This window comes from Paenibacillus sp. O199 (assembly GCF_001636635.1).
Classification (GTDB): Bacteria; Bacillota; Bacilli; order Paenibacillales; family Paenibacillaceae; genus Paenibacillus; species Paenibacillus marchantiae.
On the sequence record NZ_LGRP01000041.1, the window covers coordinates 1 to 12,109 of the forward strand.

Here is a 12,109-nt window from a genome sequence, read left to right on the forward strand (position 1 = left end):
CGAGCCTGCGAAATACAGTGTCTTGAAGCCTGAGGAGATGACAAGCATGATCTCCGGTCAGATGCGTGCATCCCTTGAATATGTGCAGAGCAGTATGCCGCAGCATGAGCCGGAGAAGCCGGTCTTTTACAATATTGAAGGCGACAAAAATGTATTTGAGAATCTAAGCCGTGAACTTGCTGAGGCTAAACATGAGATTGTGGTGGACGTGTGGCGTGAGGAAGCGGAGTTGTTGCGTGCCGACTTGCAGCGTGCCGAAGACCGAGGCGTGCGCCTGTTATGGTCATGTGATGGTGGAGAGGGTATTATGGATCAGCCCGCTCCTTGGCCTGGTTTGCCTTCATACGGAGCAGGGAATGGCCGGAAGTTCTCTTTAGTGGTCGATCGTCGTTGGTGTATGTTAGGGATGCGCGGGGAATCTTGCGCCACTCAAGCGATGGTGACAGAACATCCGGTCATGACCGGACTGCTGTTGAATCATTTTGCTCAGGAATTGGTGTTGTATGAACTGGAGCAGGACATGGGGGAGGAACTGGAGTCTCGATACGGGCCTCGATACCAAAACCTCTCAGCGCGTTATTGGTCAGTACCTTCAGATATCCTATGAACTCCAAAATACATGCTTAAAGGAAGCAGGCGTTGCCATGAGGCAAACGCCTCTTCTTGCTAGTTAACAGAAGCAGTGATGTTCATCACAGCAAATGTTCCCTGTTGAGCTAATGTAATAGGGTATGAATTCATGCTATTTTTGAGAAAATGAAGCTATGAACGTAACTTTATCATAGGCAAAATTGGTTAGTTTTTGGGCACGTGAACTAACGCTTCAAGTACATCGATATAATATTCCGTACCGTGTGGCACGAACTCGGCTGCTCTAATCTCGCGCATGTGACGTGTTTGAACGTGAAGAGGAACAGAGCTACTATTTGCCTGATCCACCTGATTGGACGCTGACTGCACGGCTTGCACTCCCGCGGCTTGAATCACATGGGTTTCGCCACGGAACAAGGCAATCAGGTCATCCAGAGGCACTTCATATAGACTGTCGACTTCACTTGCCTGCAAGGTATAGGCTTCGAGAGGCTGGTTTAAGCACAGTCCAAAGACAGAGCTGAATTCCCGATCAATAAAAGGTACACCGCGAACCTGCCCTTCAAGTTGCTGTCTTGCTGTCAACAGGTAGGTCAGCGTTTCAAAAGGTGCTTGCACGCCCAGTTCTTCCTCCAGCTCACGACTGGCTTCATGCAGCTGTTCGCCGGCTGTGAGATGCCCTGCTGCGGTAATGTCGTAACATCCGGGGAAGGTATCCTTGATATCCCGTCTTCGCTGAAATAGAACCAACCGCTGTGAGCCTTCGTCCCGCACGATCCAGCAGTGGAATGAACGGTGCCAGAATCCCTTGGCATGAACCACGCTGCGCAGCTCTGTACCTATCCAATTTTGCTGATCGTCGTAAATATCGAAACGTTCTGGGGTCATGATACGTATCTCCTTATATAGCAAGTTTTAAAGTTCAAAATTTCACAAAGTATGTTTTAAACGAAAGGGGAACCATCTTATGGAATGCATTGTACACTTTCAGGTCATTTATCCGCAACCTCAGGAACGTAAAAGTCTTAGAGGATTGATTATGGTAGGGCAAGGTCAGGAACCGGCGAATAGCCAGCTAACAACGATGTTTAAGGATATGGGATTCAACGTACGTCTGGAAGACGAGAGCCAATTGTTGTTTAAACCTGTGGATGCGTCGATGAATTTTGATTATATCCGGGTAACAGAGCTCGATACCGGGGAAGAGGTTTATAAGGAAGATCGGGATTTGAAGTCGATTTTGGAGCACTTGTTGCCGCGTCGATTCTAGTTTGTAAGCATGGTGAGCGTAAGATAATAATGACATTAGAGCAACATACCTGCTTGTGAGATAAAGAAAGGCCCCACCTTTACGGTGAGACCTTTCATGTGGTTGCCGATTTGATCCCACCCGCTCCGTGCGGGATTGCAACAACACGGATGAAGAAGCATGACGGACAGATCAAGCAGGAGTTTTTTTACATAAGCCTTTATATATTAACAATTATCCACTACTGTTCTCTATAGAGAGTTTGGGTACACTGTAAATTCTGATGCACTTCAAGCATGGAAACGATTAAGCCGTTGCGCCGTTACCTTCAGCTTCCAGCTCTGAAGTACAGTGCGAACAGCGAGTAGCCGCAGCCGGAATTTCGGACAGACAATATTTGCAAGCCTTGGTCGTTTTTTGCGGCTCGGGCTTTTTGTGTTCTTTGCTTTTGATGTAATTGATACCCTTCACCAGCATGAAAATACAGAAAGCGACGATGAGAAAATCAATCATCACGTTGATGAACTGCCCATATGCAATCACCGTAGCGCCAGCCTCATTGGCTTGAGCGAGTGTTGTGATCTCCTGTCCACTGGCTGTTTTCATATCCCGATCCAGATTAATGATTTTCTGACTGAAATCAATGCCTCCAAGCAGTTTACCTACCGGTGGCATGATAATGTCATTCACGAGGGACGTGACAATTTTACCAAAAGCAGCCCCGATAATGACACCGACTGCCAAATCGATGACGTTGCCACGTACAGCAAATTCTTTAAATTCCTTTAGTACGCCTTTCATGTCTGCAAATCTCCTTTACCAAATATATTCATAATACAGGCGGCGTTTCCATCGATTCTCCGTTCGGACACGCGCTTCCGTTCTCATATTGTACATAAAAAAACCGCAGCAATCATCCCTTTAATGCAAATTAAGACAAGTTTCCGCAACTTCCATGAAAATACTTCTTTATTTCACGGCGCCGATTCGGTATACTTCTAACATTATCAGTTCCGTTCATACTTTTACATTCAGGTTCGCGATCATACATTGTAACGAATCATGGAGCTCTAAAAATTTAATATGCCGACTCGTATATGTGCAGGAATAGGCCTGCATGTTTCTACCCGATCACCGGAATGATCGGACTACGGGAAAGATCCTGCAACGTTGTTAAGGTATGGAGAGAGATGATTATCGGGCAGTGTGTCTGAAAAAGGATGTTCAAGTAGCTTCATATCCCTTCTTGAATAGGGAGTGAGGTTTGCTCTGAGTTATCCTGTTATCATGCTCTTCCATTACACTACACTTGCAGTATCCATGCGGCTTGTCCACATATGTACAAGTCCGTCTTTTCCCGTCTCCGGTTTTTCCGCAGCGTGTAAAAAGGCGGGCTTTTTGTTTTTTTACAGAGGGGATCGAGGTCATGCAGGCTTCTGTACGGGAGGGCGCACAGGGGGAAGAATTACGATGCAATTGTTAAAAGACAAGGTAATACAGGAAGGCATTGTCCTGTCCGAGCAGGTACTCAAAGTGGATTCATTCCTGAACCACCAGATGGACCCGGTTTTGATGAAGGAAGTCGGTAAGGAGTTCATCCGTCGTTTTGAAGGGGAGAACATTACACGTGTACTGACGATTGAATCCTCAGGGATCGCACCAGGCATCATGACTGCGCTGGAACTCAACGTGCCGCTTATTTTTGCACGGAAGCAGAAGTCACTTACACTCACGGAAGACATTCTGGTTGAGAAAGTGTACTCCTTTACGAAGCAGGAGACCAATGAAATTACAGTTGCGAAGAAGTTCATGCAGCCTGGTGACCGTGTACTGATCATCGATGACTTTCTGGCCAATGGCGAGGCAGCATTTGGTCTGGCCCGCATTGTGGAGCAAGTAGGTGCTGAAGTGGTTGGTATTGGCATCGTGATTGAAAAGGCGTTCCAACCAGGAGGCCGCTTGCTGAAAGAGGCAGGATACCGTGTGGAATCACTGGTTCGCATTGGGGCGTTGTCAGACGGGAAAGTTACGTTTGCGGACGAGGAGGTCACGATCTAATATGGCACGCGAACGTATTTTTCAGCGGCATCGGCATCCGATCAAAACGTTCTCGCTAGGTCTCCAGCACGTGCTGGCGATGTATGCAGGAGCTGTCGTTGTACCGATTATTGTCAGCAAGGCCCTTGGTTTTACTACGGAGCAGTTGACCTATCTGATTGCGATTGACCTGCTCGCCTGTGGTGTGGCAACACTGCTTCAGGTATGGGGCAATCGTTTCTTCGGAGTGGGGCTGCCCGTCATGCTTGGTTGTGCATTCCAGGCTGTATCACCGATGATTTTAATTGGGATGAAGAGCGGTGTGTCTGCCATTTATGGTGCGATCATTGCTTCAGGGATATTCGTTGTATTGTTCTCGGGCATTTTTGGCAAATTGATACGACTCTTTCCGCCAGTCGTCACTGGATCAGTAGTAACCATTATTGGTCTAACTCTGATTCCGGTTGCGTTCAACGATCTCGGCGGCGGTCAGGGTGCAGAGGACTTTGGAAGTGGGGTTCATCTTCTGCTCGGATTCGGCGTATTGGTGTTCATCATTCTGATGACACGGTTCACGACAGGATTCGTTCGTTCCATCTCGGTGCTGATCGGCCTTCTCGTGGGCACAGTGGCAGCAGGGCTCATGGGTGAAGTGAACTTTGCGCCAATTCGCGAAGCGAGCTGGTTCCATGTCGTGCAGCCATTTTACTTTGGTACACCGACGTTTGAGATTGTGCCGATTCTGACCATGATTCTGGTGGCGATTGTCAGCGTAGCTGAATCCACGGGTGTATTCATGGCTCTTGGCAAAATTTTGGATAAAGACCTGTCCTCCAAAGATCTGGCTCGTGGCTACCGTGCAGAAGGTTTGGCGATTGTGCTGGGTGGTATCTTCAACTCATTCCCTTACACGACCTATTCACAAAACGTAGGGCTTGTACAGATGACTCGTGTCAAAACGCGTGATGTTATCGTTGTAGCGGGTGGACTGCTTGTGGTTATCGGCTTTGTACCGAAGATTGCTGCATTGGCGCAGCTTGTTCCAGGTTCTGTTCTTGGCGGGGCCATGGTTGCATTGTTCGGTATGGTGGTATCGTCAGGTATTCGTATTCTGGGCAGCCAGGTTGATTTGAACCGTCATGAGAACCTGTTCATCATCGCCTGCTCTGTAGGCATGGGTCTGGGTGTAACGGTTGTGCCTCAATTGTTCGCAGGTGCGCCGGACTGGGCACAGATTATGCTCGGTAACGGAATTATTGCAGGTAGCTTTACGGCCATTTTCATGAATTTGCTCTTTAATGGTCTGGGTACTCAAGCAAGGGCTGCCAAAATGGCTGAACGTCAAGCGGATGTGATCCTTGGAGATAACGGCAAGTCGGCGTAAAAAGTAAAGAACTGAAATCATCGTTGTTATTACCCGATGCCTTCAACATGTATATTATGTTAACTTTAAATTCCTCATGGATTGAATAATAAATGTTGTGAATAAAAAAGTTAAACGGCCTGAACTATTCAGGGGATGAATCATCTATCCTGTTAATCGTTATTGAAGGCATAATAAACGGAACACCGGAGACCTTGCTCGTTAGAGAGCAGGAGATCCGATGTTTTTTCTTTTTTTTGCCCAAAACAAGATGGATTATTATGTAGACTCACATGATGAATTACTTTGAGATGAAGCCGATAGAAGCGTTACATCTTACAGATGCCGCATCTGTTTCTCTGCAAAGTCTCCGACCCACGGCAGCTTAAGCCATTTGCCTTGCAGACTGGTCACCACCATGAGAAGCCAGACCACCACACCAAGCAAGGACAATAGCGATGCCAGCAGTGGCCCAAACAGTGGGAGGAATGCACACAACACATGACCGACCATAATGAGGCCAAATACCGTGACGGATTGAAGTGCATGAAACAGAACGAATCTGCTTCGTTTTTCTACAGCCAGAAAGACGATTCCACCTACAAAAGTGAACAGATAACAGAGCATGCCGGCAATATTTTCATCCAGACCGCTTGATGATTTCATGGGGGACATTCGGTCCAGCCTCCTTTGTCCTTTTTAACTAGGTTATGAAGGAGGTGGACAGAACTGAACCGGATGGGACGAAATGTATCTTTGCTAGCTTAAAAGGGACATGTTCCTAATACTGCCCTGGAACATGCCCCTTTCCTTGCCTCATTATATAACTTAACGGTCACCCCGCTGAAAATGTCTGCGTGGATGTGTGGTCTTGCCAATCTTATCGGTATCATTCTCTTTAGGAACCAAACGCTCGTCGGTACGACCTTCGTGATGGTTGTCAAAAGCGAATTCTGTCAGTTCCCATTCCGTCTTGCCGAGAACGGGATCGGCCGGGAATTGTTGTCCGCGATGCAGATGTTCTTCTTGTCCGGCTTCGTTGGTATATATTCCGTCCACTTCCACCTTTTCATGCGAAAGGGGCAGCATTTCTTTATCTTTCTGATCCATAAAACAACGCCTCCTTAGATCCCATTATTTTAACTGTATGGGTTGTCCGTGATAATATCCCCCGAATAGTTCAGTGTTATGCTGGATATATTAATTCCGTATAGAAGTATCGTATTTATAACATATGATTCGGAATTAAACTTTTTGGGCATAAAAACCGTTATAAATATTAGGTAAAATCGTCAAGTCGTCAGATACTTCCGAATATGCTACAATAAGATTATGATTCACACCGAATCATATCGGGTATTTATAGTGTCAGGTACTTGCTTAAGCAAGGGTTCCCGACCTAAAGCTTGCTTTGAGCCGCGCACACAACTTCATGGATGGCATTTAAGACTTATTCGGCATTCTCTAAACGGAGCATTCACTTTCAACGTTTTGGGAGGGAATTACAATGGCAACGAAAGGTCACAATGAGGTCAAAGAAAGTTTGAGGGAAATGACTCGGATTTTCCGTCCTAAAGATCCAAAAAAATTCGTGAAGGAGTACGTGAGAAAATACCGGATTACGGGTGGATACGAGGAAGAATTGACTTCTGTGGTTGAGCATGAGCTTGTCAAGATGGATTCTTCCGTGTCCTGAAACACACACAACTCTGATTATACTGTTCCGATATGAATAGAACCGTCTCCCGGGCGTTAAGCTCCGGCAGACGGTTTTTTTTGATTGAAAAATGATATGTACATATTTCCAACGTGTAAACCTTTCATCTAAAAGAAAACAGAATTAGCTGTAGAGCTTCGCTCCACTTTTGGGGGCTTTGTTCCGTTCCTGCTGCATATACATGGAAGTACACATATGGCAGGAAGGATGAATGCATGTGGACCCTATTTTGAAAACGAAAGAAGAGATTGGCTACATGCGGGAAGCAGGACGAATCCTGCGAAGCTGTCACGAGCATATTGAAAAGTGGTTGGCCCCCGGTGTAACGACAGGAGATATTGACGAACGGGTGGAGGTTTTTTTGGCTGAAAGAGGAGCTACACCTGAGCAAAAGGGGTACAAAGGTTATCCTTATGCTACATGCGCTTCAGTTAATGAAGTGGTTTGCCACGGCTTCCCTAATGACCGGAAACTGGTCGAAGGCGATGTGGTGACCATTGATATGGTGGTGAACAAAGACGGCTGGCTTGCCGATTCTGCATGGACGTATGGGATCGGTGAACAACGCAGGTCCATACGCAAACTAATGAATCGAACGGAAAGGGCGCTTCATAAGGCGATAGCACAGGCAGTGCCAGGAAATACGCTGGGGGATATCGGTAACGCGATTGAACGGACAGCGAGGCTGTATCGTTACGGGATTGTGAAGCCTCTTATTGGTCATGGGATCGGTCAATACATCCATGAACCCCCGAATGTCCTCCCTTACGGGAAACGCAGGACGGGCATGATGCTGACAGAGGGCATGGTCATTACGATTGAGCCTATATTTACGAAAGGCAGCTCTGGAGCAGTTGTATGGGATGAGGATGGCTGGACGGTGAGAACAGTGGATGGAAGCTGGGGCGTCCAGTATGAGCATACGGTAGCCATAACAAGTGATGGTCCTCTTATACTAACTGACGGGACTTAGACGCTGTATCTATGGCAAGCTGGTAAGGGTGCTGCATACGGTGTAAGGGATACACAATAGGTTCAGGCTCCATGCCGTTTGGTTCTATAAGGGAGCGGTATGGAGTTTTACTGCGGCTTCCAGTAGTTGTAAGAGAAACAAGCTGATGCAGGCTTTTCTGTTTTGCATAATACTGCATGTTTTCAATGTGAGAAAAATCGGCAAAAAAATCAATTTCATCACCGAAATTTGGCAAAAATTTTCAAAAGTAGAGAGTAATATTTTTAACTGAAATCGGTTACAAATCAAGTTGTGGTGCGGTTTTTTACATATAGTGAACAATTTGTGAACATGTGTCCAAAGATTGACAAAATCATACCCTCAACTTATATTTAATAAGTGATTGAACCATATAGAATGAATTGGAAGAATGCGCAGACATGCCCTTAGCAGGAAATGACGGGAGTGGTGGAAGCGTTATTTTTGTAAGCGTTCTGTATGTCGGACAGGATTACGTGTATCGTGCTGAAATGAACTGAATTAAGTTTATTTTGGGCGACAACGGCAATCTACGAAAATGTTAAAAAAGTGGGGTAGATCAATGATGAAACAGTGGCAGGTTGCAAAGCGAATTCTCCCCTTGCTGGCGGTGTTCTCTTTGCTGCTATCCGCATGCGGGCGGGAAGACTTGTCGGTAATGAAACCTCAGGGTCCTGTGGCGCAAGGCCAATATGATCTGATGAAGCTGTCCATTGCGATTATGATCGTGGTGCTCATCATTGTATTTGCTATTGCTGCGTATGTGTTGATCCGGTTTCGCAGACGAGCCGGGCAGAATGAAATGCCCGAACAGGTTGAAGGTAATTTCAAGCTGGAAGTAATATGGACAGCCATTCCGTTGCTGCTCGTAATTGTTCTGGCAGTACCGACGGTAAAAACGATTTTTGCCCAAGGCGAAGATCTGTCCAACGACAAAAATGCAATTCAGGTCAAAGTCACCTCGCATCAGTACTGGTGGGAATTCACTTATCCTCAATATGACGTAACCACCGCTCAAGATCTCATCATCCCGACCGGAAAGAAAATCGCATTCGAATTGAAAACCGCTGACGTGCTTCACTCCTTCTGGGTGCCGTCACTTGCGGGTAAAATGGACACAAACCCGGATGGAACGCTTAACAAGTTCAGCTTCTCGGCGCCAAATGAAGGCGTTTACCGAGGCAAATGTGCTGAATTATGTGGCAGGTCGCATGCCTTTATGGAATTTAAGGTAAAAGCGGTCAGTCAGGAATCCTTTGACAAATGGGTTAACGAAATGAAAGCCCCGGCGGTACTTCCGGAAGATACCCAATTGGCTGAGAAGTTCAAAACGAACTGCCTTTCTTGCCATGCAGTTGGGGATCAGGGCGGGCCAGTTGCGCCTAACCTTACAGGTATCGGCGGCAAGCAATCCGTGGCAGGTATTCTGCTGAATCAGGGCGAAGGCCAGGAAGACGGTAATCCGGTGCTGGACAACATGAAAGAATGGCTCCATGATCCACAATCCGTGAAGCCGGGCAATACAATGCCTAATCCGAAAGACCTTGGACTCACAGATGAAGAAATCGACGGAATTGCCGAATATCTGGCCAACTACAAATTGGACTATGAATAGAACAGCAAGGACGAAGAAGGGGGTACACAACCTTGGCTCATGCTCATAGCGTCAAGCGGTATAGGGGCTTGATGGATTGGATCACCACCGTCGATCACAAAAAAATCGCCGTTCTCTATTTGATTGCGGGTGGATTTTTCTTCGGAATCGGCGGTATTGAAGCCATTTTGATTCGGATTCAGTTAATGAAACCGATGAATGATTTTGTGTCGGCACAGGTCTTCAACGAATTGATTACGATGCACGGAACAACGATGATTTTCCTTGGTGTTATGCCTATTATTTTTGCACTTATGAATGCCGTTGTACCTTTGCAAATTGGGGCACGGGACGTTGCTTTCCCTTTTGTTAACGCGCTTGGTTTCTGGACGTTCCTGTTTGGCGGACTGCTCTTGAACCTGAGCTGGTTGATGGGAGGGGCACCGGATGCCGGCTGGACTTCGTACACGCCACTCTCTGGCAGCGAGTACAGTGGGACGCACGGTGTGGATTTCTACACGATAGGTCTCCAGATCGCCGGTCTAGGGACACTCATCGGGGGCATTAACTTTCTCGCGACCATCATTACGATGCGTGCGCCGGGAATGTCCTATATGCGGATGCCGATGTTTACCTGGACCACATTTATTACATCAGCCATCATTCTTTTTGCATTCCCTGCCATTACGGTAGGACTTGTACTGTTAACGTTTGACCGTATACTTGGGGCGAATTTCTTCGATGTTGCAGGTGGCGGTAACCCGGTACTCTGGCAGCATATCTTCTGGATCTTCGGGCACCCGGAAGTATACATTCTCATCTTGCCGGCTTTTGGTATTATCTCGGAGGTTATTCCAACCTTTGCACGTAAAAGATTATTCGGTTACAGCTCCATGGTGTTTGCAACCATCCTGATCGCCTTCTTAGGATTCATGGTCTGGGCGCATCACATGTTTACGACAGGTCTGGGAACAGTCGCCAATGCATTGTTCTCGATCTCAACCATGTTGATTGCTGTACCAACAGGGATTAAAATATTTAACTGGCTCTTTACGATGTGGGGCGGACAGATTCGTTTTACGGCAGCAAACCTGTTTGCTGTTGGATTCGTTCCAACCTTCGTTATGGGCGGGGTTACTGGTGTCATGCTGGCCTCAGCGCCTGCGGATTTCCAGTTCCATGATACGTACTTTGTTGTGGCTCACTTCCATTACGTTATCGTTGGTGGATTGGTGCTAGGTTTGTTCTCTGGATTACATTACTGGTGGCCGAAGATGTTCGGTCGCGTCCTGAGCGAAACGCTCGGAAAGTGGACCTTCTGGACATTCATGATCGGTTTCCAATTAACGTTCTTCGTACAGCATTTCCTTGGTTTAATGGGGATGCAGCGCCGGATCGTTACATACTTGCCGAATCAGGATTTTGACCTGCTTAACCTGGTCAGTTCCGTTGGTGCATTCCTAATGGGTGTTGGGGTTATCATGTTCCTCGTGAACATCGTAATTACAACGAGAAAACCAGTTGATGCGCCGAATGATCCGTGGGAAGATGGTCGTACGTTGGAATGGTCAATCCCATCTCCGCCACCGGAATACAACTTTAAGCAGACTCCTCTGGTACGTGGAATCGATGCGTATTGGAAGGAAAAGATGGCTGGACATACGGAGATGACACCGGCCGAACCTGTTGGTTCGATTCATATGCCATCAGCGACTCCACTGCCGTTTGTTATGTCTGTCGGTATATTCATTGCCGGACTTGGTCTCATGTTCAGCAAAGATGATTTTGGCAATGCGTTTATGAACGGATTGTTTAACAATTACATTGTAGTCATTATTGGCCTTCTGATTACATTTGGTGCGATGGCGCTGCGGTCACTCTATGATGATCATGGCTGGCATATTGAACCGGAGGATCAGGATGAGAAGGGGGTTAGAACATGACAACTCCACATGCCGAACCGGTAAACGGCAAATTGCCGCATGAGCCGGAGAAAGCAACGCTGGAAGGACGCAACAAGCTTGTCGGCTTCTGGTTGTTCCTTGGCGGCGAGACCGTATTGTTCGGAACCCTCTTCGCAACCTTTTTGGCCCTCCGTGGCCAAACGAATGACGGACCGACGGCGAATGAATTGTTTCATCTGCCACTCGTGGCTGCAGCAACCTTTATTCTCTTAGTCAGCAGTTTGACAAGTGTATTTGCCATCCAGGCTATGCATAAGGGGAAGCGCAATGCTCTTGCTCTCTGGCTTGGCATTACCGTTGTACTGGGTCTTGGATTCCTCGGTCTGGAAATCTACGAGTTCTATGAATATGTGAAACATAAAGAGTTCGGCATGACTACAAGTGCATTCAGTTCAGCGTTCTACACGCTGGTTGGGTTCCACGGAGCTCACGTTGCATTCGGTATTATGTGGATTGGGCTCATTATCGGGCAACTGTTCAGAAAAGGATTAACGGTCGTAACTGCACCTAAAGTATACGTCTCCGCAATGTACTGGCACTTTATTGACGTGGTCTGGGTGTTTATCTTTACGGTCGTGTACCTGCTCGGAAAGGTGGGGTAAC

Annotated in this window: 13 protein-coding genes and 1 riboswitch; of the genes, 9 read left to right on the forward strand and 4 right to left on the reverse strand. The window is 47.0% G+C overall.

Translation table 11 applies throughout. The features are described 5' to 3' along the window. The coding region (locus A6049_RS28880; RefSeq protein ID WP_063567888.1) for a phospholipase D-like domain-containing protein at positions 1–607 on the forward strand (607 nt) is incomplete at its 5' end. 188 nt (positions 608–795) lie between these two features. On the opposite strand, the gene A6049_RS28885 is transcribed toward A6049_RS28880, so the two are convergent. Beyond that, positions 796–1,479, reverse strand: coding sequence for an NUDIX hydrolase (locus A6049_RS28885; RefSeq protein WP_063567889.1), 684 nt, complete (start codon positions 1,477–1,479; stop codon positions 796–798). 79 nt (positions 1,480–1,558) lie between these two features. On the opposite strand from A6049_RS28885, the gene A6049_RS28890 reads away from it, so the two are divergent. Continuing rightward, positions 1,559–1,861 carry a hypothetical protein gene (locus tag A6049_RS28890; RefSeq protein ID WP_063567890.1) on the forward strand — a complete coding sequence of 101 codons (303 nt, stop codon included), beginning with the start codon at positions 1,559–1,561 and terminating at the stop codon, positions 1,859–1,861. Between the two features lie 285 nt (positions 1,862–2,146). Here the strand turns inward: A6049_RS28890 and mscL are convergent, their stop codons facing one another. Continuing rightward, positions 2,147–2,641 (reverse strand): large conductance mechanosensitive channel protein MscL, encoded by a 495-nt coding sequence (gene mscL, locus A6049_RS28895; RefSeq protein WP_063567891.1) that lies wholly within the window; start codon positions 2,639–2,641, stop codon positions 2,147–2,149. A gap of 270 nt (positions 2,642–2,911) precedes the next feature. Further along, a riboswitch (purine riboswitch) is annotated at positions 2,912–3,011 on the forward strand. Positions 3,012–3,310: 299 nt separating this feature from the next. Here mscL and A6049_RS28900 point away from each other — a divergent pair. Together A6049_RS28900 and A6049_RS28905 are read left to right on the forward strand one after the other, a co-directional pair. Further along, entirely contained in the window at positions 3,311–3,898 is a 588-nt protein-coding gene (locus A6049_RS28900) for a xanthine phosphoribosyltransferase (RefSeq protein ID WP_063567892.1), read from the forward strand. Between the two features lies 1 nt (position 3,899). Beyond that, positions 3,900–5,261, forward strand: a complete 1,362-nt coding sequence (locus A6049_RS28905; RefSeq protein ID WP_063567893.1) for a nucleobase:cation symporter-2 family protein — start codon at positions 3,900–3,902, stop codon at positions 5,259–5,261. A 315-nt stretch (positions 5,262–5,576) separates the two neighbouring features. On the opposite strand, the gene A6049_RS28910 is transcribed toward A6049_RS28905, so the two are convergent. Both A6049_RS28910 and A6049_RS28915 read right to left on the reverse strand, forming a co-directional pair. After that, positions 5,577–5,915: a DUF4870 domain-containing protein gene (locus A6049_RS28910; protein WP_063567894.1), complete on the reverse strand. Its 339-nt coding sequence runs from the start codon at positions 5,913–5,915 to the stop codon at positions 5,577–5,579. A 153-nt stretch (positions 5,916–6,068) separates the two neighbouring features. Further along, positions 6,069–6,350 carry a hypothetical protein gene (locus tag A6049_RS28915; RefSeq protein WP_053779714.1) on the reverse strand — a complete coding sequence of 94 codons (282 nt, stop codon included), beginning with the start codon at positions 6,348–6,350 and terminating at the stop codon, positions 6,069–6,071. Positions 6,351–6,747: 397 nt separating this feature from the next. Between A6049_RS28915 and A6049_RS28920 the strand changes: the two genes are divergently transcribed. The 5 genes from A6049_RS28920 to A6049_RS28940 all read left to right on the forward strand — a co-directional run bounded on the left by A6049_RS28920 (position 6,748) and on the right by A6049_RS28940 (position 12,108). Next, on the forward strand, positions 6,748–6,936 hold the full coding sequence (locus A6049_RS28920; protein WP_017690840.1) for a hypothetical protein: 189 nt from the start codon (positions 6,748–6,750) through the stop codon (positions 6,934–6,936). A gap of 232 nt (positions 6,937–7,168) precedes the next feature. Continuing rightward, positions 7,169–7,930, forward strand: coding sequence for a type I methionyl aminopeptidase (gene map / locus A6049_RS28925; protein WP_063567895.1), 762 nt, complete (start codon positions 7,169–7,171; stop codon positions 7,928–7,930). Positions 7,931–8,510: 580 nt separating this feature from the next. After that, on the forward strand, positions 8,511–9,563 hold the full coding sequence (gene coxB, locus A6049_RS28930) for a cytochrome c oxidase subunit II (protein WP_063567896.1): 1,053 nt from the start codon (positions 8,511–8,513) through the stop codon (positions 9,561–9,563). 71 nt (positions 9,564–9,634) lie between these two features. Beyond that, entirely contained in the window at positions 9,635–11,485 is a 1,851-nt protein-coding gene (gene ctaD, locus A6049_RS28935) for a cytochrome c oxidase subunit I (RefSeq protein ID WP_371121660.1), read from the forward strand. Continuing rightward, the gene (locus A6049_RS28940) at positions 11,482–12,108 is read left to right on the forward strand and encodes a cytochrome (ubi)quinol oxidase subunit III (protein WP_063567898.1); all 627 of its coding nucleotides are present in this window, start codon (positions 11,482–11,484) and stop codon (positions 12,106–12,108) included. The genes ctaD and A6049_RS28940 overlap by 4 nt, the downstream gene beginning before the upstream one ends. Position 12,109 lies beyond the last annotated feature (1 nt).